Origin of the sequence: Alcanivorax sp. IL2, assembly GCF_047495475.1 — a bacterium.
In the GTDB taxonomy this organism is placed as follows: Bacteria; Pseudomonadota; Gammaproteobacteria; order Pseudomonadales; family Alcanivoracaceae; genus Alcanivorax.
Map to the genome: position 1 here is coordinate 334,458 of NZ_CP179932.1, position 24,198 is coordinate 358,655.

At 59.7% G+C, this 24,198-nt stretch carries 22 protein-coding genes and 1 riboswitch; of the genes, 12 read left to right on the top strand and 10 right to left on the bottom strand.

The window, feature by feature from the left end; translation table 11 throughout:
* Positions 1 to 8: 8 nt before the first annotated feature.
* Genes ACMG4N_RS01515 through tkt form a run of 3 tightly spaced genes read right to left on the bottom strand, consistent with a single transcriptional unit; the run spans position 9 to position 4,238 of the window.
* Positions 9 to 1,172, bottom strand: coding sequence for a phosphoglycerate kinase (locus tag ACMG4N_RS01515; RefSeq protein ID WP_335626192.1), 1,164 nt, complete (start codon positions 1,170 to 1,172; stop codon positions 9 to 11).
* Between the two features lie 48 nt (positions 1,173 to 1,220).
* Positions 1,221 to 2,237 (bottom strand): type I glyceraldehyde-3-phosphate dehydrogenase, encoded by a 1,017-nt coding sequence (locus tag ACMG4N_RS01520; RefSeq protein ID WP_414432660.1) that lies wholly within the window; start codon positions 2,235 to 2,237, stop codon positions 1,221 to 1,223.
* Complete coding sequence (tkt, locus tag ACMG4N_RS01525) at positions 2,238 to 4,238, bottom strand: transketolase (RefSeq protein ID WP_414432661.1); 2,001 nt, start codon at positions 4,236 to 4,238, stop codon at positions 2,238 to 2,240.
* Between the two features lie 234 nt (positions 4,239 to 4,472).
* Between tkt and ACMG4N_RS01530 the strand changes: the two genes are divergently transcribed.
* The 9 genes from ACMG4N_RS01530 to ACMG4N_RS01570 all read left to right on the top strand — a co-directional run bounded on the left by ACMG4N_RS01530 (position 4,473) and on the right by ACMG4N_RS01570 (position 14,196).
* Positions 4,473 to 5,453 (top strand): ArsR/SmtB family transcription factor, encoded by a 981-nt coding sequence (locus tag ACMG4N_RS01530; protein ID WP_297765609.1) that lies wholly within the window; start codon positions 4,473 to 4,475, stop codon positions 5,451 to 5,453.
* Between the two features lie 62 nt (positions 5,454 to 5,515).
* Positions 5,516 to 6,664 carry a methionine adenosyltransferase gene (gene metK / locus ACMG4N_RS01535; protein ID WP_272962534.1) on the top strand — a complete coding sequence of 383 codons (1,149 nt, stop codon included), beginning with the start codon at positions 5,516 to 5,518 and terminating at the stop codon, positions 6,662 to 6,664.
* Between the two features lie 61 nt (positions 6,665 to 6,725).
* A riboswitch (S-adenosyl-L-homocysteine riboswitch) is annotated at positions 6,726 to 6,803 on the top strand.
* 20 nt (positions 6,804 to 6,823) lie between these two features.
* On the top strand, positions 6,824 to 8,212 hold the full coding sequence (gene ahcY, locus ACMG4N_RS01540; RefSeq protein ID WP_297765604.1) for an adenosylhomocysteinase: 1,389 nt from the start codon (positions 6,824 to 6,826) through the stop codon (positions 8,210 to 8,212).
* Positions 8,213 to 8,346: 134 nt separating this feature from the next.
* Positions 8,347 to 9,177 carry a methylenetetrahydrofolate reductase [NAD(P)H] gene (gene metF / locus ACMG4N_RS01545; RefSeq protein WP_297765601.1) on the top strand — a complete coding sequence of 277 codons (831 nt, stop codon included), beginning with the start codon at positions 8,347 to 8,349 and terminating at the stop codon, positions 9,175 to 9,177.
* A 278-nt stretch (positions 9,178 to 9,455) separates the two neighbouring features.
* Positions 9,456 to 9,923, top strand: a complete 468-nt coding sequence (locus ACMG4N_RS01550; RefSeq protein WP_335626186.1) for a YbaK/EbsC family protein — start codon at positions 9,456 to 9,458, stop codon at positions 9,921 to 9,923.
* Between the two features lie 130 nt (positions 9,924 to 10,053).
* Complete coding sequence (gene pyk, locus ACMG4N_RS01555; protein ID WP_414433293.1) at positions 10,054 to 11,523, top strand: pyruvate kinase; 1,470 nt, start codon at positions 10,054 to 10,056, stop codon at positions 11,521 to 11,523.
* A gap of 119 nt (positions 11,524 to 11,642) precedes the next feature.
* Entirely contained in the window at positions 11,643 to 12,584 is a 942-nt protein-coding gene (locus tag ACMG4N_RS01560) for a DegV family protein (RefSeq protein ID WP_297765592.1), read from the top strand.
* Between the two features lie 228 nt (positions 12,585 to 12,812).
* Positions 12,813 to 13,031, top strand: coding sequence for a hypothetical protein (locus tag ACMG4N_RS01565; protein ID WP_297765589.1), 219 nt, complete (start codon positions 12,813 to 12,815; stop codon positions 13,029 to 13,031).
* A gap of 10 nt (positions 13,032 to 13,041) precedes the next feature.
* Entirely contained in the window at positions 13,042 to 14,196 is a 1,155-nt protein-coding gene (locus tag ACMG4N_RS01570; protein ID WP_297765586.1) for a hypothetical protein, read from the top strand.
* 32 nt (positions 14,197 to 14,228) lie between these two features.
* Here the strand turns inward: ACMG4N_RS01570 and ACMG4N_RS01575 are convergent, their stop codons facing one another.
* A complete protein-coding gene (locus ACMG4N_RS01575; protein WP_297765583.1) occupies positions 14,229 to 14,627 on the bottom strand; it encodes a GFA family protein in 399 nt (132 codons plus the stop codon).
* 54 nt (positions 14,628 to 14,681) lie between these two features.
* Complete coding sequence (locus tag ACMG4N_RS01580; RefSeq protein ID WP_414432664.1) at positions 14,682 to 15,554, bottom strand: LysR family transcriptional regulator; 873 nt, start codon at positions 15,552 to 15,554, stop codon at positions 14,682 to 14,684.
* 137 nt (positions 15,555 to 15,691) lie between these two features.
* Between ACMG4N_RS01580 and ACMG4N_RS01585 the strand changes: the two genes are divergently transcribed.
* Positions 15,692 to 16,801 carry an S-(hydroxymethyl)glutathione dehydrogenase/class III alcohol dehydrogenase gene (locus ACMG4N_RS01585; RefSeq protein ID WP_297765577.1) on the top strand — a complete coding sequence of 370 codons (1,110 nt, stop codon included), beginning with the start codon at positions 15,692 to 15,694 and terminating at the stop codon, positions 16,799 to 16,801.
* A gap of 125 nt (positions 16,802 to 16,926) precedes the next feature.
* Positions 16,927 to 17,772, top strand: coding sequence for an S-formylglutathione hydrolase (fghA, locus tag ACMG4N_RS01590; protein WP_414432666.1), 846 nt, complete (start codon positions 16,927 to 16,929; stop codon positions 17,770 to 17,772).
* Between the two features lie 157 nt (positions 17,773 to 17,929).
* Here the strand turns inward: fghA and ACMG4N_RS01595 are convergent, their stop codons facing one another.
* From ACMG4N_RS01595 to ACMG4N_RS01610, 4 genes are all read right to left on the bottom strand, one after another.
* On the bottom strand, positions 17,930 to 18,532 hold the full coding sequence (locus ACMG4N_RS01595) for a glutathione S-transferase family protein (protein WP_297765570.1): 603 nt from the start codon (positions 18,530 to 18,532) through the stop codon (positions 17,930 to 17,932).
* A 29-nt stretch (positions 18,533 to 18,561) separates the two neighbouring features.
* Positions 18,562 to 19,011 (bottom strand): glutaredoxin family protein, encoded by a 450-nt coding sequence (locus ACMG4N_RS01600; protein ID WP_297765566.1) that lies wholly within the window; start codon positions 19,009 to 19,011, stop codon positions 18,562 to 18,564.
* A gap of 247 nt (positions 19,012 to 19,258) precedes the next feature.
* Entirely contained in the window at positions 19,259 to 20,239 is a 981-nt protein-coding gene (locus tag ACMG4N_RS01605; protein ID WP_297765563.1) for an NAD(P)H-dependent flavin oxidoreductase, read from the bottom strand.
* 217 nt (positions 20,240 to 20,456) lie between these two features.
* Positions 20,457 to 21,479, bottom strand: a complete 1,023-nt coding sequence (locus tag ACMG4N_RS01610) for a helix-turn-helix domain-containing protein (protein WP_297765560.1) — start codon at positions 21,477 to 21,479, stop codon at positions 20,457 to 20,459.
* 122 nt (positions 21,480 to 21,601) lie between these two features.
* Here ACMG4N_RS01610 and ACMG4N_RS01615 point away from each other — a divergent pair, with 122 nt between their 5' ends.
* Positions 21,602 to 22,528, top strand: coding sequence for a sterol desaturase family protein (locus tag ACMG4N_RS01615; RefSeq protein WP_414432669.1), 927 nt, complete (start codon positions 21,602 to 21,604; stop codon positions 22,526 to 22,528).
* Positions 22,529 to 22,664: 136 nt separating this feature from the next.
* Here the strand turns inward: ACMG4N_RS01615 and ACMG4N_RS01620 are convergent, their stop codons facing one another.
* Positions 22,665 to 23,939: an MATE family efflux transporter gene (locus ACMG4N_RS01620; RefSeq protein ID WP_414433294.1), complete on the bottom strand. Its 1,275-nt coding sequence runs from the start codon at positions 23,937 to 23,939 to the stop codon at positions 22,665 to 22,667.
* Positions 23,940 to 24,198: the final 259 nt, after the last annotated feature.

Genomic DNA, 24,198 nt, shown 5'->3' on the forward strand with positions numbered 1-24,198 from the left:
ACCTCTCTTCAGTCTTTCGCCCGCGCTTCCAGCATGGCTACCGCCGGCAACACCTTGCCTTCCACAAATTCCAGGAAGGCACCGCCACCGGTTGAGATATAGCTGATGCGATCGGTAATACCGTACTTGTCCACCGCTGCCAGGGTGTCACCGCCGCCGGCAATGGAGAAGGCATCGGAATCGGCAATGGCTTCCGCCATTTCCTTGGTGCCTTCGCCGAACTGGTCGAACTCAAACACACCCAACGGGCCATTCCAGATAATGGTTTTGGCTTCCTTCATCAGCGCCGCGACGATGTGGGCGGTCTGCGGGCCGATATCCAGAATCAGGTCGTCGTCGGCCACATCGGCCACTTTCTTGGCAGTCGCTTCAGCGGATTCGGCAAATTCCTTGGCGGTAACCACATCCACCGGGATCGGGATATGCACCTTCTCGGCAATTTTCTGCGCCGCCGGAATCAGGTCTTTCTCATAAAGAGACTTGCCCACCGGGTGGCCGGCCGCCGCCAGGAAAGTATTGGCGATGCCACCACCTACTACCAACTGATCGACCACATCGGACAGGGACTCCAGCACTTCCAGCTTGGTGGATACCTTGGAGCCGCCAACAATCGCCACCAGCGGTTTTTCCGGTGCATTCAGCGCCTTGCCCAGGGCATCCAGCTCATTGGCCAGCAGCGGCCCGGCACAGGCTACCGGAGCAAACTTGCCCACACCATGGGTCGACGCCTGGGCCCGATGCGCCGTACCGAAGGCATCCATGACATAGATATCACACAGGGCAGCCATCTTTTGTGACAGTGCCTCGTCGTCTTTTTTCTCGCCCTTGTTAAAGCGCACGTTCTCGCACAACACCACCTGGCCTTCTGCCACATCCACACCGTCCAGCCACTCTTTTACCAGCGGCACGTCGCGATCCAGCAGCTTGCCCAGATGATCGGCCACCGGCTGCAGAGAAAATTCCTCGGCATACTCGCCTTCGGTGGGGCGGCCCAGGTGGGACATGAGCATTACCCTGGCACCAGCCTTGAGAGCGTGCTCGATGGTGGGCAGGGAGGCGCGGATACGCGCATCGCTGGTGACCTTGCCGTCTTTCACCGGCACGTTCAGGTCTTCACGGATAAGAACACGCTTGCCTGCCAGATCCAGGTCGGTCATGCGTTTGAAGTTCATGTCGTACTTACCTCATTCACGGCCACCCGCTCGGGTGCATCCATTCATTCAAGCTTTATGTGATTCAGCCAGCGTCGCCACCCAGTCGAGCAGTCGGTTCGCATAGCCCCATTCGTTGTCGTACCAGGCCACCACCTGCACCATCTCGCCCTGCACCCGGGTCTGGGTGGCATCGACGATGGCAGATTCCGGCCGGTGGTTGAAATCCACGCTCACCAGCGGCGCATCATTGTACCCAATCAGCGCGCCGGCTTCTTTCGATTGCTGCTGCAGCCACTGGTTCAGGCTGTCACTATCCGGGGTACGCTCCAGCAGCAGGGTCAGCTCCACCATGGCCACATTCAGGGTGGGCACACGGATGGAATGACCGCTTATCTTGCCCGCCAGTTGCGGCAACACCTGTTGTACCGCCCCAATCGCACTACTGGTGGTCGGCACGATGTTCTGTGCCCCGGCCCGGCCCCGGCGCGGATCCCGATGGACATGGTCCAGCAGGGTCTGGTCCGAGGTGTAGGAGTGGATCTCCTTCATCAGCACCTGGCGGATGCCGTAGGCCTGATCCAGCCGGGTCAGCAGCGGCGCAATGCAATGGGTGGTACAGGAGGCCGCCGACAATACCTTACTGTCGTCGCGCACACCCTCATGGTTCACGCCATACACCACGATCTGGTCGGCCTGATCAAATGGCACCGCCCCGATGATGACCCGTTTGGCACCGGCAGTCAGATGCCGTGAGGCGCCCGCGTGGCTACGAAAATGGCCAGAGCATTCCAGCACCAGATCCACACCCATCTCGGCCCAGGGCAACTGCTCCGGCTTCGGCTGTTCCAGTAGCCGGGGCGCCTGGTTACCGATACGCAGCATGCCTTCAATCAGCTCCGCCGGCTCCGCCAGACGACCATGGGTGGTGTCATAGCGGGTCAGGTAAAGCAGGTCTTCCGGGCGACCCTTGTCATTGATCGCCGCCAGGGTAAACGGTGCCTGCCAGCCGGCGCCTTCGCGCTCGGCCAGGGCACGGACAAAGGAACGCCCGATACGGCCATAGCCGTTAATCGCGACTTTCACTTAGAGCAGGCTCTCCACGGCCTGCTGCACTGCCTCGGCAGTGATATTGAAGTGCTTGAACAGATCGCCAGCCGGGGCGGAGGCGCCGAAACTGTTCATGCCCACGATCTTGCCGTCCAGGCCCACGAAGCGGTACCAGTAATCGGCGATGGCCGCTTCCACCGCTACCCGGGCACGCACACCGGAGGGCAGCACGCTTTCCTGGTACTCACGGTCCTGGGCCAGGAACTCTTCCACGCAGGGCATGGACACCACGCGCACATTCTTGCTGGTGAGTGCTTTGGCCGCCGTCACCGCCAGCTCCACTTCAGAGCCGGTGGCGATAATGATGGCGTCCGGTGTGCCTTCACCGGTCTGCAGCAGGGTGTAGCCACCTTTCTCGGCATCGACCAGCTGCGCGTCGCCACGCTCCATGCAGGGCAGCCCCTGACGGGAGAAGATCAGCGCGGAGGGACCGTCCTGACGGACAATGGCTTTCTTCCAGGCCACGGCGGATTCCACCGTGTCACAGGGGCGCCAGGTACGCATGTTCGGCGTCAGGCGCAGGTTGGCCATTTGTTCGATGGGCTGGTGGGTCGGGCCGTCTTCACCCAGACCGATGGAGTCATGGGTGTAGACCAGAATGTTGGGCTGGTGCATCAGCGCCGCCATGCGCACCGCGTTGCGGGCGTATTCCATGAACACCAGGAAGGTGCCGCCGTAGGGACGCAGACCACCGTGCAGACACAGACCATTCTGGATCGCGGTCATGGCGAATTCACGCACCCCGTAATGGATGTAGTTGCCGCTGGCATCATCGGCGGTGACCGACTTGCAGCCTTTCCAGATGGTGTTGTTGGAGCCGGCCAGGTCGGCGGAGCCGCCGGCCAGTTCCGGCAGCAACGGGCCGAAGGCATCCAGGGTGTTCTGGCTGGCCTTGCGAGTGGCAACCTTGTCACCTTTCTCCTGGCACTCGCGGATGTAGGCATCCGCCTGCTCCAGGAAGTTGGCGGGCAGTTCACCGGCCTGGCGACGCAGGAAGTCCGCCGCCAGTTCCGGGTAGGCCGCTTTATAGGCATCGAAACGCTGCTGCCAGTCACTCTGGGCGGAGGCACCCTTTTCGCTACCATCCCAGGCCTGCTTGATCTCGGCGGGAATCTCGAAGGGACCGTGCTTCCAGCCCAGCGATTCCCGGGTCAGGGCAATTTCATCTTCACCCAGGGCGGCACCGTGGGATTCTTCCTTGCCCTGCTTGTTGGGGCTGCCGAAACCGATAACGGTCTTGCAGCAGACCAGGGTGGGTTGATCGGTATTGGCGCGGGCATTCTCGATGGCCACCTGCACCTCTTCGGCATTGTGGCCATCCACATTGGGGATCACCTGCCAGCCGTAGGCACGGAAACGTTCCACGGTGTCATCGGTGAACCAGCCTTCCACCTCACCATCAATGGAAATGCCGTTGTCGTCATAGAAGGCTACCAGCTTGCCCAGGCCCAGGGTGCCGGCCAGGGAGCAGGCTTCGTGGGAGATACCTTCCATCATGCAGCCATCACCCAGGAAGCAGTAGGTGTAATGATCGACGATGGCGTGCCCTTCACGATTGAACTGACCCGCCAGCATCTTTTCCGCCAGCGCCATGCCCACCGCATTGGCAATACCCTGGCCCAGCGGACCGGTGGTGGTTTCGATGCCCGGGGCGTCGCCGTATTCCGGGTGGCCGGCAGTGGGGCTGCCCAGCTGACGGAAGTTCTTGATGTCGTCCAGGCTGACGCCGTAGCCGCTCAGATGCAGCAGGCTGTAAAGCAGCATGGAGCCGTGACCATTGGACAGCACGAAGCGATCCCGGTCGGGCCAGGTGGGATCCTGCGGGTTGTGCTTGAGGAAGCCGCGCCAGAGTACCTCGGCGATATCGGCCATTCCCATGGGCGCACCGGGGTGCCCGGAATTGGCTTTCTGTACCGCATCCATACTCAGGGCACGGATAGCGTTGGCGAGTTCACGGCGGGCGGGGGCACTGGACATGCAGGGCTCCAAACTGGCTGGTGGCTGAAAAGGGGCGCTATTGTCCCTCATGGGGGTAATCGCTACAAGCCGCAAGCTGCAAGCCAGAAGGCAGTCCGCAAACCACTGAAAGGCGGCCATGACGGCATCGGCGACATATCCCTCCCCCCGCCAGCCCGATGCCTTGCCGGTGCCCGCAAAAACCTATATCAATTTATTTTGATTTAGCTGTTCATTACGCTAGAATCCGTCCCTATGAATGCACAAGCACCCGACGCACCGGAGATCACCGATCATCTGGCGGGCTTCCTCAAGGCCGCTGGCGACCCGTTACGTTTGCAGGTGCTGCAGGTGCTGGGCCAGAACAGCTTCGGGGTGCTGGAGCTGTGCGACATCATGGCCATGAAACAGTCCGGCATGAGCCACCACCTGAAGGTACTGGCCCAGGGCGGACTGGTAGAGAAACGGCGGGAAGGCAACTCGATCTTCTACCGCCGGCGCCTGCCCCAGGCGGACAGCGTGGAGGGTGCACTTCACGGCGCCTTGCTGGATGAGCTGGATGATGGCCACCTGGATGCCGGTGTTGCCGAGCGACTGGAGCAGGTACAAAGCCAGCGGGCGGCGCAAAGCCGGGCCTTTTTTGCCCGCCATGCGGAACTGGACGACCAGCAGGAGCTGATTGCCGACTACGGCCAGTACGCCGAGCAGGCCCTGGAGCTTCTCACCCGGGCCTGCCCGGAGGGCCCAGAGAACAAGAGCGCCCTGGAAATCGGCCCCGGAGATGGCCAGTTCCTGCTCGAGCTGGCCGCCCGTTTCGATACCGTGCAGGGCCTGGACAATGCCGAGGCCATGCTGGAACGGGCCCGCCAGAGCCTGGCTGTCGCCAAACGGCAAAATGTGGAACTGATACTGGGGGAATGGCCGGCCAGCGCCACCACCCTGCCCACAGTCGATGCTGTGGTGCTGAACATGGTGCTGCATCATTTGCCCGCCCCCGCCAGCGCCATTGGTGCGGCGGCCCGGCAATTGAATGCTGGCGGCACCCTGCTGATCACCGACCTGTGTCGGCACGATCAGCACTGGGCCCATGAGGCCTGTGGTGATTTCTGGCTTGGCTTCGAAGAAGCCGATCTGGTGGACTGGGCCGGCCGTGCCGGTCTTGAGTTGCAGGAAAGCCAATTTCTGGCCCTGCGCAATGGTTTTCAGGTGCAGGTACGCACCTTCAGGAAGAGTTGAAAGTTTTTGGCGCCTGTTGAAGGCAACGTAACGCACACTTGAATAACGGGAGCACTCCAGTAATGAGTGAATATTCCATCTTTACCTCCGAATCTGTATCCGAAGGCCACCCGGATAAAATGGCCGATCAGATCTCGGACGCCGTTCTGGATGCCATCATCAAGGATGACCCCCATGCACGGGTGGCGGTGGAAACCATGGTGAAAACCGGTATGGCCATCGTCGCCGGTGAAGTCCGCACCAGCACCTATGTGGAACTGGAGGACATCGTTCGCCAGGTCATTCTGGACATCGGCTATGACAGCTCCGACAAGGGTTTCGACGGCGCCAGCTGTGCAGTACTCAACGGCATCGGCAAACAGTCCGCGGATATCGCCATCGGTGTCGACGAGGCCGAAGACAAGGAAATGGGCGCCGGCGACCAGGGCCTGATGTTCGGTTTTGCCACCGACGAAACCGACACCCTGATGCCGGCGCCGATTTATTACTCCCACCGTCTGGTGGAGCGTCAGGCTGAACTGCGCAAGAACGGCACCCTGCCGTGGCTACGCCCGGATGCGAAAAGCCAGGTCACCCTGCGCTACGACAACGGCAAACCGGTGGCCGTGGATGCGGTGGTGCTGTCCACCCAGCACGCGCCGGAAATCAAGCTGGCGGACCTGCGTGAAGCGGTGATGGAAGAAATCATCAAGCCGGTGCTGCCAGAGGAGTGGCTGCACAAGGACACCCTGTACCACGTGAACCCCACCGGGATTTTCGTGATCGGCGGTCCCATGGGTGACTGCGGCCTGACCGGTCGTAAAATCATCGTGGATACCTATGGCGGCATGGCCCGCCATGGTGGTGGCGCCTTCTCCGGCAAGGACCCGTCCAAGGTAGACCGCTCAGCGGCCTACGCCGGTCGCTATGTCGCCAAGAACATCGTTGCCGCTGGCCTGGCCAGCAAGTGCGAGATCCAGGTGAGCTATGCCATTGGCGTGGCCGAGCCCACTTCCATCTCCGTCAACACTTTCGGCACCGGCAAAATCAGCGACAACGCGATTGTCGATCTGGTCCGCGAACATTTCGATCTTCGCCCGCGGGGCATCATCGAAATGCTCGACCTGCGCAAGCCGATCTACCGGCCCACTGCCAGCTACGGCCACTTCGGCCGCGAAGGTTTCAGCTGGGAGAAAACCGACAAGGCTGCAGACCTGGCCAAGGCGCTTTAACAACGACATCACTGCCGGCGTCGTCTCTGCGACGGCGCCGGCAACATCCCGATAACGTCAGCCCAGTGAGGGGCGCTGCAGCGGCATGACCGCGAGGCTCGCAGGGCTGACACAGAAAGAGCAACGGCGCCCATTCGTCAAAAACGAATGGAGAACACCATGAACGCAAAAGCGGACACTTTTACCGACTTTAAAGTGGCAGATATTTCCCAGGCCGCCTACGGTCGCTCCGAGATTCATATTGCCGAAACCGAAATGCCGGCACTGATCACCATCCGCGAAAAGTACCGGGCCGAACAGCCGCTGAAAGGCGCCAAGATCATCGGCTGTATCCACATGACCATTCAGACTGCGGTGCTGATCGAAACCCTGGTCGCCCTGGGCGCGGAAGTGCGCTGGTCAAGCTGCAATATCTTCTCCACCCAGGACCACGCCGCTGCCGCCATCGCTGCCGCCGGCGTACCGGTATTCGCCTGGAAAGGAGAAACCGAAGAAGAGTACATGTGGTGCATCGAGCAGACCTGCCGCGACGGCAACGGCGAGCTGTGGGACGCCAACATGATCCTGGATGACGGCGGCGATCTGACCGGCTACATCCACGACACTTATCCGCAGATGCTGGACAACATCCACGGCATCACCGAAGAGACCACCACCGGTGTGCACCGTCTTTACGAGATGCTCAACAAGGGCACCCTGAAAGTGCCGGCGGTGAACGTGAATGACTCCGTCACCAAGAGCAAGAACGACAACAAGTACGGTTGCCGCCACTCTCTCAATGACGCCATCAAACGCGGCACCGATCACCTGCTGTCCGGCAAGAAAGCGCTGGTCATCGGCTATGGTGATGTGGGCAAGGGCTCTGCCCAGTCCCTGCGTCAGGAAGGCATGATCGTGAAGGTCACCGAAGCGGATCCGATCTGTGCCATGCAGGCATGCATGGATGGTTACGAAGTGGTCAGCCAGTTCAAGGATGGCATCAACGACGGCACCGAAGCGTCCATCAACACCGAACTGCTGGGCACCACCGACCTTCTGGTTACCACCACCGGCAACTTCAATGTCTGTGACGCCAACATGCTCAAGGCTCTGAAGAAAGGCGCCGTGGTCTGCAACATCGGCCACTTCGACAACGAAGTGGACACCGCCTTCATGCGCAAGACCTGGGAATGGGAAGAAGTGAAGCCGCAGGTGCACAAGGTATGGCGCGACAAGGCCGCCGGTGACTTCCTGCTGCTGCTCTCCGAGGGTCGCCTGGTGAACCTGGGCAACGCCACCGGCCACCCCAGCCGCATCATGGATGGCTCCTTCGCCAACCAGGTACTGGCGCAGATGTACCTGTTCGACCAGGGCTACGCCAAGCATTCTGACACCGTGAAGGAAAAAATGCTCAAGGTGGAAGTGCTGCCCAAGCACCTGGACGAAGAAGTGGCTCGCTATATGGTGCAGGGCTTCGGTGGCGTGATCACCAAGCTGACCAAAGAGCAGGCAGACTACATCGGCGTGGACGTGAACGGCCCGTACAAGCCTGAGCACTACAAGTACTAAAGGCTGTTTTTACCACAGCGGGCACAGAGTTCACCGAGGAAAAACAATGCGTATATTGATGGCGATGGTTTTAACTCTGTGTGCTCTGTGACCTCTGTGGTGAAACGGCTTTTGATCGAAAAGGCACTAGCCAAATGAGCAAAAGAATCAGTTTTGAATTTTTCCCGCCGAAAACCGATGCGGGAAAAGAAAAGCTGCTGGCTACCCAGCAGAAACTCTTGGCCAAGAACCCTGCGTTTTTTTCCTGCACCTTTGGTGCCGGGGGCTCCACCCGTGACAACACCCGCGACATGGTCAACCAGTTGCGCAATCAACATGGCGATACGGCTCCGCACCTGAGCTGCATTGGCCAGAGTCGCGACGAAATCCTTGAACTGGTGAACGGTTACAAGGATGCCGGCGTGACCCGCATCGTCGCCCTGCGCGGCGACCTGCCCTCCGGCATGGGTTATGCCCAGAGCGAAATCAAGTACGCCGACGAGCTGGTGCAACTGATCCGCGAGGAAACCGGCGATCACTTCACCCTGGAAGTGGCCGGCTACCCGGAAATGCATCCCCAGGCGCGCAGCTTCGAAGACGATATTGCCCACTTCAAGCGCAAGATCGACGCCGGCGCCAACAGCGGCCTGACCCAGTATTTCTACAACGCGGATGCCTACGGCTACTACCTGGATGCGCTGCAGAAAATCGGCTGCGACGCGCCGGTTTATCCGGGCATCATGCCGATCCTCAACGTCGCCAACCTGGTACGCTTCTCCAGCACCTGCGGCGCCGACATCCCCCGCTGGCTGCACAGCAAGCTCAACGACATCAAGGATGATGACGCGGCAGTGAAAGCCTTCGGCGAGGAAGTGGTCACCCGGCTGTGTGAACGCCTATTGGCCATGGGCGCACCGGGCCTGCATTTCTACACCATGAACCAGGCCGGTCCGAATCTGCGGATTCTGGATAATCTGGGGATGTGACAGGCAGTGAACAGTGAACAGTGAACAGTGAACAGTGAACAAGATAGGCTGGTGTAGCTGCCTATCTTGTCAATTTTTTGGCTCTTGATTTTCGCTATTAACTGTTAACTATTATGCCATTCCGCTATTTCCCTTAGCGTATAACCGTATTTCCCCACCTGCACCCTCCTCCCTAAGCTTGAATATGAACATTCACAGAGCTGGCCCAGGGCCGGTCACAAACTGTCCCTGCGGCGGCTCGCTATTCCCGGCCTACCATCTCCGGGAGGAGGTCTATCATGCCTGCCCGCGCACTGGCTGATTTTCTCGACAACAACAATGTGAACTATCACTGCTATAACCACCCGCCAGCCATTACCGCTTCCGAGGTGGCCCAGTCCAGCCATATTCCCGGACGACACATGGCCAAAACGGTTATCGTGGATGTGGATGGCGAACTGGCCATGGCGGTGCTGCCATCGGATCAATACCTGGACCCGGACCGGTTGCGCCAGGCGCTGAATGCCAACAGCGTCCGGCTGGCTCAGGAGGAGGATTTCAAGGATCGCTTCCCGCTTTGCGAACCCGGTGGCGAACCACCGTTCGGCAATCTCTACAACATGAAGGTGTATGTGGATGACACCATGATCAGCGAAGACTGGCTGGCCTTTAATGCCGGCACCCACACGGAAGTGATCAAGATGGGCATGGGCGATTTTCTCCGTCTGAGCGAAGCCCAGTCCTGCTCCTTCGCCATGCTGCATTGATTTTCACCAGCATCACGATCCCCTCTTACCCCCGCCTTCGCGGGGGTATTTTTTGTCTGCTCACTGCCGACACACTGTCATCCCTCCGCCAGATCACCATGGTATGCTGAGCAAAAATCAGCTGATGGAAATGCTTCGAATGTCCCGCTCCCCCCTGCGCCGTACCAAGATTGTCGCCACCGTTGGCCCTGCATCGTCCTCCGAGTCTCGACTCGATGCCCTGATCCGGGCTGGCGTCAATGTGTTCCGCCTGAACTTTTCCCACGGCAACGCCGACACTCACCGGCAAACCGCGCAAACCATTCGCCACTGCGCCGAGCAATGTGGCGAGCACGTGGCGATTCTGGCAGACCTGCAAGGTCCGAAAATCCGTATCGGCAGCTTTCCCGGTGGCCCCATCCTGCTGAAGGCCGGCCAACCCTTTGCCCTGGATACCGCCCTGGCAGACGATGCCGGCAACGACCAACAGGTCGGCGTGAGTTATCCACCACTCCCGGACGATTGCCAACCCGGCGATGTGTTGCTGCTTAACGACGGCCTGCTGGAGCTGAAAGTCACCGCCATCAACGGCACCCGGGTGGACTGTACGGTGCTGGTGGGCGGCGAGCTGTCGGATCACAAGGGGGTGAACCGCAAGGGGGGCGGGCTCAGCGCCCGGGCGCTGACCGACAAGGATCTGGCTGACATCATCACCGCCGCCGATATGGACGTGGATTTTCTTGCTCTCTCCTTTCCTCGCGATGCTGACGATGTGGAAGAAGCCCGCCTGCGCTATCAGCAGGCCGGCGGCCAGGGCGGCATTATTGCCAAGATTGAACGAGCCGAAGCAGTGGCAGACGACGCCACTCTGGATGCCATCATCGAGGCCTCCGACGGCGTCATGGTGGCGCGCGGTGATCTGGCGGTGGAGATTGGCGACGCCGAACTGGTGGGAGTGCAGAAACATATTATTCGCCGGGCACGAGCACTGAACCGTTTCGTCATCACCGCCACACAGATGATGGAATCCATGATTCATAGCCCACAACCCACCCGTGCGGAAGTCTCCGATGTGGCCAATGCAGTACTGGATGGCACCGATGCGGTAATGCTGTCAGCGGAAACCGCAGTAGGTGAATATCCGGTAGAAACCGTACAGGCCATGGACCGCATCATTCTTGGCGCAGAGCGTACCTGGCAGGAAAGGCGCACGGACCGTCCCATCAACGACAATACCGACAACATCGATGAAGTCATTGCCATGGCCGCCATGCAGGCTGCCAACCGTCTCAGCAACGTCACCGCCATCATCGCCATGACCGAAAGCGGCAACACTCCGCGGCTGATGTCGAGACTGCGCTCCGGCATTCCCATCTATGCCTTTACTCCCTACCCCAGCAGCCAGCGCCGGGTGGCGATCCTGCGTGGCGTGCGCGCTATCCCCTTTGATAGCCATGCCATTGCCAGCGATGAAGTAAACCGCCGTGCAGTGGCGATCCTGGAAGAAATGGGGGTGGTACAGGAGGGCGACCGGGTACTGATCACCAAGGGCAACTACAACGATGCCCACGGCGGCACCAACACCCTGAAGGTGATCCAGGTGGGCGGCAATATTCAGTAGCGCATCGTCGCCACCTTGCGCCTTGTAACAGCCCCTAACCAATCCCATACGCAAAAAGACGTCAGTAACGGAACGGCGGTACTAGACTCATTGTTACCCTTCCCACAGGAAGCATAACAATGAGAATCGGTCTGGTTGTGGACTCGGGTTGTGATCTGCCCAAGGACTTTATTGACGCTAACAACATCCTGGTAATGCCGGTGCCCATCCGCATCGGCAAGGAAATTTTCGTGGATGACCGCGACCCGCAACGGGCCCGGGAGTTTTACGCCCGCCACGAAGTGGACAAGAACCACGACGCGGAAACCGCACCGCCAACGGTGGATCAGATCCGCACCCTGTTCCTGGAACAGGCAGTAGGGGAATTCGACTACGCTCTGGTGCAGACGGTGCCGAAAAGCCGTAGTCCGATTTTCGAGAACGCCACCGACGCCGCCCATGCCATCCTCGCCGACTACAAGAAATACCGGGAAGCGGCTGGCCGGGAAGGACCGTTCCGTATCCGCGTCAGTGACAGCCAGACGCTGTTTGCCGGCCAGGGTGTGCTGGCTGCGGAAACCATGCGGCTGATCAATGACGGCATGAAAGTCGGCGATATCCGCCAGCGCGTCAGTGACCTGACCCCGAAAACCGTAGGCTATGCCGTGGTGCCGGATCTCTATTACGTCCACAAGCGCGCCCGCAAGAAAGGTGACAAGAGCGTGGGTTTCGTCGGGGCCCTGATGGGCTCGGCACTGGACATCAAACCCATCCTCTGTGCCCGCCAGGACCAAACCTTCCCGGTGGCCAAGGTGCGCGGCTTTGAAACCGCCGTGGCAAAGATGTTTACCCACGCCTGCGCCTGCGTGGAACAGGGGCTATTAACCCCCATTGTCTGCGTCAGTTATGCCGGCGACCCGGATGCGGTCTACCAGATGCCTGGCTTCAGCCAACTGAAAGCCACCACAGAGAAACACGAGGTGGACCTGCTGATCAGTCACATGGGGCTTACCGGGGGCGTCAATATCGGCCCCGGCGCCATCAGTGTGGGCTTCATCACCGACCAGATGGATTTCGCCTGACCCTGTCCTGCGGGATGAATTCAGGAGTCGGCAGCGCTATCAGCCCGCCAAACCGCCGAAAAGGGATGGCTGTGCTTTCTTGAGCGCCGCCCGGCAACGGCTTTTCGGCAACACCCATCCTCCTCTATTGCTGGCATAGTAGCGCCAGCCATAGGCAGGCTGCGCCAGACAGCCTGTATTCAGGGCGCCCCGGATTCTGCTTCGGGGCGCTGCATAGAAGGAGGAACCATGTCTGATTCCATCAGTACCTTGAAGAACAAGGGGCTGCCAGCTGACGCGCTGGCCTTTATCGAGTCCCTGCCCGCCGATCAGGCCGGCAAACTGGCCGATGCCGTCCTTGCGGCTCTGGAAACCAAAGACGCCAGAGTCGAAAAAGCGATGAACAACGCACTTAACGTCGTGCCCGGGCCCTTCCGCCGCCCGGTGAAAAAAATGCTGTTCGGTTAAGGAGACAGACATGCATATTGAAACTCAGGCCGAACTGCTCAAACTCAGCCGCTTGCTGGAAAACCAGGAAAGCGATCTGGCTTTCCTGGACGGCCAGAATCTGGACACTCTGGCGTCGTTCCGCAGTGCCATCTCCGGTTTTTTCTACGAGCAGCACCAGGACAGCTATCAGCGCCTGGCCGGCATCAGCAAACTGGTGCCCACCGGTGCCAGCGCCAAACTGGCAACCACCGTGCTCGGCTCGGTACTGGCCGCCGGGATTGCCTCCGAGCTGCCCCCGGAGCGCGCCATCAAGCTGGCTGACAAGCTGCCCGAAGACTTCCTGGCCAAGCTATGCATCCACCTGGAGCCCAGGTACTCCCGGGAACTGCTGGCCGCCATGCCCGACAAGATTGTCGCCTCCGTTGCCAAGACTCTGCTGACCATGGGCGAGCACATCACCCTGGCCCGCTTTGTGGCGGTGATTCAGCCCTCTGCCCTGAAAGCCGTCACCAGCAACATCGATGATGGCGAAGCCATGGTGAAGATTGCCCTTTACCTGGAAGACAAGAGCAAACTGGACACCGTGCTGGCCTTGCTCAGCGAAGCGCAGCAACGGGCCACCCTGAAAGCCGCCACCGACCATGAACTGTGGCCGGCAGTGCTGTCCCTGAACGGGCACCTGAATACCGAACTGCGCGGCCAGATGGGCAACCTGGTGGCCGAACAGGGCGAAACCGTCATCAGCCACATCATCGAAGTGGCCAGTGAACAGCGCCTCTGGACCAACCTGCTACAAGCCGTGAATGCCATGGACAACCAGCATCAGCAGATGGTGGTAAATGTGCCCAAGCTGCGCGAAGCAGACATCATGGAAAGCCTGATTGCCACCGTGGCCAGTGAAAACAGCTGGGATGAGCTGCTCACCCTGTTGCCGCTACTGGATCAGGAACACCTGACGCCGGCGGTGGATGTGCTCACCAGTAGCCAGCCGCAGGCACTGGGCCAGGCGCTGGGGCAGGCCCACGACAGCAAGCTGCTGGGCCTGTTCGGCCACCTGCCTGAGGCGGAGCTGCCCCGTGTGGCCAAGGTGCTCAAAAGCCATGCCGCCGATAACTGGCAAGCCTTCGCGGCACGCAACGGTGATGCCCACGAAATCGAGGCACTGAAAGCGCAAATGGCGTAACAAGAAATGCCGGGCCATCGCCCGGCATTTTTTTATCCCGCGCCTTCGGGATACTGCGGCAAGCCATCATCGATGGCCCACCAGTTACACGCCGAATCCGTATAGATATGAAACGCGGGCCGCGTGGCCAGCGGCTCATTCAGCAGCCCCGCCCGAATCCGTACCACGCCCGGCTTGCTCTCATGGCAGCTGTAAATCGGCGAACCACACTCCCGGCAAAACACCCGCTGCTTGCCCGGCGAAGATTCATAGCGTTTCAATAACGCTTCACCCCTGACCCAATGCAGCTTTCCTCTGGCCACGGGAATATTGGTCACCAGTGCCGTGCCCTGGGCCTTGCGACATTGCTGACAATGGCAGACCTGAATCGGCGCCAGCTCACCGGCGATTTCAAAGGTGATGCCGCCGCAAAGACAGCTTCCCGTATACATATCCACTCCGTTTTAGTTGCTGTAGGAGCTCCTACAAAAAGGCTTCAGCGTCTTTCAACGCACCATACCCTCCACCAGAAAATCCACAAACTGGCGCACCTTGGGCGACAGATGCCGGTGGCGTGGATAGACCACCCACACCGCCGTGTGCGTGCAAGCGTACTGATCCAGCACCGAGACAAGGCGACCGTCGGCCAGATCATCCTCCACGTAATAATCCGGTAGCTGCGCCAATCCCAGGCCCTTGCGGGCTGCATCCAGCAGTGCCGTGCCGGAGTTGCCCTTCCAGCTTCCCTGCACTTTCCATTGCCGGTGCTGGCCCTCCACATCCACCGCCCACTGGTCCGCGGAACCAAGCAGGCAATTGTGCTGGCTCAGCTCCCCTAACGTGTGGGGGCGGGCATGGCGCTGGAAATAGTCGGCGGAACCGACAATGTATTCGCGACGCGGGCAAAGCTTGCGGGCGATCAGCGACGAGTCCGGCAGGGCCCCGGTGCGGATGGCCACATCAAAGCCCTCGTCAATGATATCCACCCGCCGGTTGGTGAAATCCAGTTGCATGGACAGTTGCGGATGGCGGGCCAGAAAGTCGTTCACCAACGGCGCGATGTAACGCTCGCCAAAGGTGGTGGCGCAGGTCAGCTTCAGCACCCCGGTGGGCCGTTGCTGATAATCACTGATGGCTGACAACGCCTCCTGGAAACCGTCAAACAACTGGCCACAGTGGTCGAAGTAGACCGCCCCCGCATCGGTGAGCTTCAAGCGCCGGGTGGTGCGGTAAAGCAACTGGGTGCCCAACTGGGTCTCCAGTCGCGACACCAGCCGGCTCACGTGGGAGCTGGACACCCCCAAGTACCGGGCGGCATCGGCGAAGGAACCCCGGCGTACTACTTCTACAAAGGCTTCAATACGATCCCAGTGCTGCATTGTTGCTACCTGACAATAATCTCTTGCCAGATTGTGCCTTATAGCCTTATTCGTGTCTGCGTATAGTGAATCAATCATTCGCAATGCTTGCAGCGCGAATCGCGTTAACGCCCTTTACTCGTCAAGAAGGAATCACCATGAAATCCCGTGCCGCTATCGCCTGGGAAGCAGGCAAACCCCTACAGATCGAAGAAGTGGATGTGGCCGGCCCCAAGGCCGGGGAAGTGCTGGTGCAGATCGTCGCCACCGGCGTTTGCCACACCGATGCCTACACCCTGTCCGGCAAGGACCCGGAAGGTATCTTTCCTTCCATTCTTGGCCATGAAGGCGCCGGTATCGTGCAGGAAGTGGGCGAAGGTGTGACCAGCCTGAAACCCGGTGACCACGTGATTCCGCTCTATACCGCCGAGTGCCGCCAGTGCAAATTCTGCCTGAGCGGCAAAACCAATCTGTGCCAGGCGGTGCGCGCCACCCAGGGTCAGGGCCTGATGCCGGACAGCACCAGCCGCTTTTCCCTGAACGGCAAACTGCTGCACCACTACATGGGCACCAGCACCTTTTCTGAATACACCGTGGTGCCGGAAATTTCCCTGGCCAAGGTCAGCAAAGAAGCCCCCCTGGACAAGATCTGCCTGCTTGGCTGTGGCGTCACCACCGGCATCGGCGCGGTGCTCAATACCGCCAAGGTGGAGCCCGGGTCCACGGTGGCCGTGTTCGGACTCGGCGGCATCGGTCTGTCGGTGATTCAGGGCGCGGTGATGGCCAAGGCAGAACGCATCATCGCCATCGATACCAACCCGGCCAAGGAAACCCTGGCCCGACAGTTCGGCGCTACCGATTTCATCAACCCGAAGGATTACAACAATTCCATCCAGGAAGTGATTGTCGAACTCACCGACGGCGGTGTGGATTATTCCTTCGAGTGCATCGGCAATGTGAACGTGATGCGTTCGGCGCTGGAGTGCTGCCACAAGGGCTGGGGCGAATCCATCATTATCGGCGTGGCCGGCGCCGGCGAGGAAATTGCCACACGCCCGTTCCAGCTGGTCACCGGTCGGGTCTGGAAAGGCTCCGCCTTCGGCGGCGTCAAAGGCCGCACCGAACTGCCCGGTTATGTGGATCGTTACATGAACGGCGAGATCAAGATCGACGAATTCGTCACTCACACCATGGGCCTGGACGAGATCAATACCGCCTTTGATCTGCTGCACGAAGGCAAAAGCATTCGTTCGGTGATTCTTTTTTAAGAGGCAATGAATTCCGACTGTAGGAGCACCTCTCGAGGTGCGAATCTGCTTGAGAGGGCCCTTGCCAGACCAGGTTCGCACCTCGAGAGGTGCTCCTACAGCGGCTTCGTCAGAAAGGATAAATCATGTCTGATATCGAACTGGTTTCTGCCACCAAATCCTTTGGTGGCTGGCTGAAACGCTACAAGCACCGCAGTCAGGTACTCAACTGCGAGATGATCTTCGCCATTTATCTGCCACCGGCCGCCGATGAAAACGACGTTCCTCTGCTGTGGTGGCTGTCCGGCCTTACCTGTACCGATGAAAACTTCATGCAAAAAGCCGGCGCTCAACGCACCGCCGCCGAGCTTGGCCTGGCCATGGTCTGCCCGGACACCAGTCCGCGCGGCACCGATCTGCCCGGTGAGCACGACAGCTATGATTTCGGCTCTGGTGCCGGTTTCTATGTGAACGCCACCCGCGCCCCCTGGAGCCAGCACTACCGCATGTACGACTACGTGATCGATGAGTTGCCGGCACTGCTGCGTGACCATTTCCCCCTTAATGGTCGCGAGGCCATCAGCGGCCATTCCATGGGTGGCCATGGCGCCCTGATCTGCGCCCTGAAAAACCCGGGGCGCTACACCTCGGTCTCCGCCTTCGCGCCGATCAGCCACCCAATGCAATGCCCCTGGGGTGAAAAAGCCCTAAACGGTTTCCTGGGTGATGATCAGGAAAGCTGGAAAGCCTGGGATGCCTGCGAGCTGGTCAAGGCCTATGGCAGCGACCTGGCCTTGATGGTGGACCAGGGCGATGCGGATAACTTCTACACCGACGGTCAACTACAACCAGAAGCTCTCAGCGCCGCCTGCGAGGAAGCCGGCGTGCCAATCACCCTGCGCATGCAGCCCGGTTATGACCATTCCTATTTCTTTATCGCCAGCTTTATTGACGATCATCTGAAATATCACTTCCACCACCTGACGCAATAAATCTTTCGAGCAGAGCGCCATCACGTAGGGTGGGTTAGCCGAAGGCGTAACCCACCAGCCAGACACCGCCAAACCACGGCGCAGGTCGATGGTGGATTACGCCTTCGGCTAATCCACCCTACCGTTCTACCGCTTGGTCATCCGCTGTTGTGGATTCTCACGCTTCCATGGCAACGTAACCCGGTTGCTGTTCAACCCGTTTCAGCCAGGCACGAATCGCCGGATAATTCGCCAGAGAAAAACCGCCCTGCCCGGCCACATGGGTGTAGGCATACAAGGCAATATCGGCAATGGAATAATCACTGCCGACAAAGAAGTCCCGCTCTGACAAATGGGTTTCCATAACACTCAGGGCGTCATGGCCTTTCTGCTGTTTTTCCGTCAGTGCCTCAGCGTATTTTTGCTTTTCTCCCAGCACATGAATCCAGTAGCGCGAGGTGGCGATATTGGGCTCGTGGTTGTATTGCTCGAAAAACATCCATTGCAATATCTGGGCTTGCTGAAACGCATCCACGGGCATCAGTTTACTGTCTCTGGCCAGATACCAGAGCGCCGCACTGGATTCGGGCAGCACCCTGTTATCAGGTGTCACCAATACAGGTATACGACCATTGGGATTGATGGCGAGAAATTCTGCGGTGCGGGTTTCACCGCGGGTGATATCCTTTTCGATACGCCGAAAGGGTATTCCCAACTGGGCCATGGCCAGCCGCAGCTTGTAGCAGTTGCCGGACGAGGCAAATTCATAAAGCGTAAACATCACTTTTCCTTGTGATAGAGAGAGACGTATTACCGGTATATCCTTTCAAACCCTTCGGCACTGAAACCGTTCATCCGTCGCTTGCCCACCAGAATAACGGGGACCCCCTTGCCTTCCAGTGCGTCAAATCGTGCCTGGGCTTTCGGATCGTTATCAATATCGTATTCGGTAAAGGGGATATTATTGTCATTGAAGTAACGACGGGCTTTCTTGCACACCCCGCACCACTGAGTGGCATACATGATGACCCTGGCACCACGCGCTGCCGGCTCCGGCACGCCCTTGCCGAGGCTTTCGTAGGTCACGCTCTCGAATGTATTGATGCGGACGTTGACGGCCTGTGCCCGGTCATTGTCGGCAGGCTTGTCACCAAAATGGACACGCCCCTGCGCATCGGTCCAGGTATAGATCTCTGCGCAGGCCTGTCCTGCCAACAGCATGGCACTGGCAAACAGCAGTAACGCTATGCATCCCTTCATGACCCCCTCCTTTTGCGTGGTCAGCTTACCGTCAAATCTCACACCGAGAAACCCGCACAGGCGACAGGCATAGCACAGGGTGGATTAGCCGAAGGCGTAATCCACCATTGAGCGGTGGGGTGATTGGAGGCGGCTGGCTGGTGGATTACGCCTTCGGCTAATCCACCCTACGGCCACGAGCATCAAAAAAAAGCCAGGGCATTGCCCTGGCTATGGCTCGGGAGAGCGAGACTAAAACCGGGAAGAATCAGTCGTTGATAAAACCCGCAAGGCGCTGATTGATGGTGCCCACGCACTCGCTGATGATGTCATCAATAATTTCCGCACAGCTGGGATAACTGTCGATCAGCCCCTGAACCATGCCGGAGGTCCAGATGCCGCCATCGATTTCACCGGAGGTCAGTGCCGCCTTGCCTTTCACGCCCGCGACCAGGTCCTGGATGTAATCGAACTTCATGCCCTGCCCCTTTTCCCGCTCAATCTCGTTGACCTGGGTGGCAACCGCATTCTTGAAAACGCGAGCGGTATTTTTCAACGGACGGAAGATCAGGGCGGTATCCAGCTCGGACGCTTCGGCAATGGCACGCTTCATGTTTTCATGCACTGGCGATTCTTTCGACGCCAGGAAACGGGTGCCCATGTTGATGCCGTCCGCACCCAGCGCCAGGCAGGCCGCCATCTGTGCACCGGTACCGATACCGCCGGATGCCAGCATGGGAATCTTGATCACTTTGGCCGCCGCCGGCAGCAACACCAGATTGGGAATGTCGTCTTCCCCCGGGTGACCGGCACACTCGAAGCCGTCCACGGAGACCGCCGCCACACCCACTTTTTCTGCCTTCAGCGCGTGACGTACGGAGGTGCATTTGTGCACCACCTTCACACCGGCGCCTTCGAACAGGGGCATGAAGGGTTCCGGGTTGCGGCCAGCGGTTTCCACCACGGAGATATTGTTTTCACAGATCACCCGGGCGTATTCCTCGTAGGGCACCGGCTTGATAGTGGGCAGGATGGTCAGGTTGACGCCGAAGGGCTTGTCTGTCATTTCCTTGCAGCGTTTGATTTCCTTGTCCAGATCTTCCGGAGTGGGCTGGGTCAGGGCAGTGATGATACCCAGGCCGCCAGCGTTGGATACCGCCGCCGCCAGTTCGGCATAGCCCACATTCTGCATGCCGCCCTGCACAATCGGATACTGGATGCCCAGTAATTCGGTGATACGTGTCTTCATGGATGGGGTTCCTTACTGAATTCAGACCTGCCCCACAGAACCTGCTCCACGGGGCGTTTGGATGGCGCCAACGTACTCAAGGCCACTATTTTGCAGCAATGACAGGAATGTTCACCCCCTCGGGAATTTTGGATAGCACTGGCCCTGGATCAGCCACCAAGCTGCTGTTTTATAACGCTTTCCATTTTCATAAAGGAAAACCATCAATGCGCATGGATTAGACAGCAATATCGCTTTTGTATGCACTCGCCAGGGCTTTTCTGGCCTTGCCCGGCGAGCTGCCGGTCCAGCGCCGCCAGGCGCGACTGAAGGCGCTGTGCTCGGAAAATCCCAACAACAGCGCGATGTCACCCAGGGTCAGAGAGGGTTCCGCCAGATAATGACGGGCCAGTTGCTCACGGGTGCGATCAAGTAGCTCCCGCCAGGTCAGTTGTCGCTCGGCAAGGCGCCGTTGCAAGGTACGCACAGACATGTGCAGCTCTGCAGCCAGGCGCGGCAGGGTTACCGTCGCCTCCGGCATCAGTCTCACCATGGCCTGCTGCAGGGCCCGGTCGAAACTGTCGGAGTCCGGCAGCGCCAACAACATGGCGCGGGCCTGTCGATCCAGCAGATTACGCATGCTGGGATCACTGTGCGGCAGCGGCATGGCAAGAAAGTGAATCGGGAAACTGACGCAGGTGTGGGACTGGGAAAACATCACCGGGCAACCAAAGAACGCCTCATAGGCCTGGCAGGCTTCCTCCGATGGCGATGAAAACACGAAGGACACCGATGTCGGTGAGGGTGGGTCATCGACCAGCCGGCGCAGAAAGGTAATCAGCGCTGCGATGGCCACGGTATCCGCCAGCTGCCCCACGGAGTCTTCCGCGGGCCAGCGCACCTGGATCTGCTCCCCCGCCCCCAACACTTCCACCATGTCCCGGCCGTAAAACAGCGTCTCGTATCGCTGATACGCCTGCATGGCCTCGCCCAGGGTGCGGCAGGTGAGAATCAGGTAGCCGAGCATGCCCACATGGCGGGGCTGCACCATGGCGCCGATGGCCAGGCCCGGCGCCACCTGGTCCGGTCGCAGCGACACCGCCTGCTGTAACAGGTCACGCCACAGCGGCAGGGGCACCAGGTCCGCCGGGCTGCGACTGTCCAGCACGGTGCGTAGAGCCGGTGCCGGCAGGTTTTCCCGGTCCAGCCAGTCCGTGAGCAGCTGCACCCAGGCTCCGGTCACACGCATGGCTGTGGCCATGATCCTCTCCCGCCGTTTGTCCGATGGCATAGATTGTCAAAAATACGACATGGAACGTCAATACAAACCCGCCCCTCCATCGCACAATGATTCCCTCATCAATCACAACGGGAACGGTGCCCATGGCTCTGATGGACTGGTTCAACAGCGTGTGGCAGAACAGCGGCCTGGCCCCGCTGTGGGAAACGGTGGCTCCCTGGCTGGCCCTGGACGAACGGCAACTGATCTTCATGGTGGCCACGCCCTTTTTTATTGGCGTGTTCCTGTGGGAGTTCCTCAAGATCCGTCACAATGCCGAGCTGGTGGATACCCGGGAATCCATTCGTAATTTCATGCTGGGTGCCGGTTACCAGACTACCGAGTTGCTGTTCGCCGGCCTGATCGCCTTCCCGGTGTATGCCTTTGCCTACCACCACCGGCTGCTGGATATCGAGCTGACCTGGTTCACCGGGGCTCTGTTGTGGGTGCTGACCGATTTCTGCTTCTACTGGATGCACCGCACCTCACACCGGGTGCGCTGGTTCTGGGCCGCCCATGTGACTCACCACTCCTCCGAGCGGATGAACTTTTCCACCGCCATGCGCCAGAACGCCACCAACATTTTCAATGGCGGTTGGCTGTTCTATGTACCGCTGGCCTTTGTCGGCTTCAACCCGGTGTGGATCGGGGTCTGCTACGCCCTGTCACTGGTCTACCAGTTCTTTATCCACACCACCCTGGTGAAACGGCTGCACCCGGCCATCGAGTACGTCTTTAACACGCCGAGCCACCACCGGGTCCACCACGGCCGCAACCCGGACTATATCGACACCAACTACGGCGGCGTCTTCATCGTCTTCGACCGCCTGTTCGGCACCTTCACCCCGGAACGGGACGAAGAGCCGGTGGAATACGGCATCACCCGCCCGGTGTACAGCAATAACCTGCTGGTAGCCTGGTGTCATGAATACGTGGACATGTTCCGCGACATGAAAAAAAGCGGCTCTATCGGGCAGCGGTTGAAACATCTTTGGAAGCCGCCGGAGTGGGAGAGGGAAAGCAGTGAATAGTTAATAGTGAACAGTTAATAGTTGCGCGAATAGCGCCAACAGGGATTTGAACGCATGAGGCCGCGCCCAACCATTGGGCGCGGCCTCATGCGTTCCAGAAAAAACAACGCCCACTCGCGTCGCTGTTCACTGTTAACTATTCACTGTTAACTGCCGTCGCTAGCGCCTGCTGATAAAACCCCCACGCCATCACCCCCGCCAACAGATTGCCAAACGCCGCCCCCAACGCCAGGCCGCCGAAATCGCCCAGCTGGTAGCCCAGCCACAGCAGGGGCAGGTAGCACAGGAACAGGCGCAGGAAGGAAATCAGCATGGCGCGCATGGGCCAGCCCAGGGCATTACTGGCGGAGACCACCAGCATGCAGATGCCGAGCAGGCCATAGCTGGGTGGCAGCCAGCGGATCAGTACTGCCAGGTAGGCCTGCACCGGCGCCGTCTCCACCAGCAGGCTGGCCAGCGGCGCCGCCAGCAAGGCCATCACCAGTCCCAACAATACCTGCCAGCCAATCACCATGGCCGCCGCCACGCGCATCAGGCGGCGCACTGTCTCCCAGTCGTTGCCGCCGTAGCAACGGCCCAGCCAGGGCGGCAGGGCCATGGTCATGCCGAGCACCAGCACGATGGAAAAACTTTCCAGGCGGCTGGCCATCCCCCAGGCGGCCACCGCCTGGTCACCGGCCCGGGCCACCAGGGCGGTGGCCAGCATGGCCGCCAGTGGCGGCATCAACTGGCTGATCATGGCCGGCCCGGCAATCTGCGCGAACGGCCAGGCAGACACCCGCATCTGTACCAGCATGCCATGGCGCTGCACCCAGCCTTTGCCGCGCAGGGCCAGCACCAGAATACCCAGGCCGATGGCAAAGGCCAGCAGGGAGGCCAGCGCCGCACCCGGCAGGCCGAAGCCGTCCCAGTCACCCACGCCAAAGATCAGCAGCGGGTCCAGCATCAGGTTGAGCAGGCTGGTGAGCACCATCATCAGGCCCGGAAAGCGGGTATTGCCGTGGGCCCGGAACAGGCTGTAACCGAAGTAGAGTACTCCGCCCACCCACATGGCCAGCACCTGGATCGCCCAGTAGGGGCGAATCAGTTCGCGAATGGCCTCACTGGCACCGATCAGGGTGAACGCCGGGGTCTGAATCAACCACAGGAACAACACCAGGGCTCCCAGCATCAGGCCACCACCGGTAAGCACCAGGGCACCGAGCCGGTTGGCCTGGTCCTGCTGGCCGGCGCCGATGGCCCGGGAGATCAGCGCGGCGATGGCAATGCCGATCCCCACCTGCACGCCGATCACCAGAAACGCCAGTGGAAAGGTAAACGATTGCGCTGCCAGCGGCGCTGTCCCCAACCGCGCCACAAAGATGCTGTCCACCAGGTAGAACCCGAGTAACGACATGACCCCCAGCGCCATGGGCCAGGTCTGCTGCCAGAGCTGGCGGACGAGGGAGAGGGTGGAGGGAGGAGCGGTCTGGGACAATGGGCAACCTTGGTGATGATTCCAGGTCAGGTGAGACTAGCAGGGGTTTGGTTAACAGTTAACAGTGAATAGTTAACAGCTGCGCGATCAGGGCCTGCTTTGAATTTAAACGTATGCGGCCGCGTCCTGATGTTCAGCACGATCTGATACGTTGAAGGAAGCAACACTGCCTTGTGTCGCTGTTCACTATTCA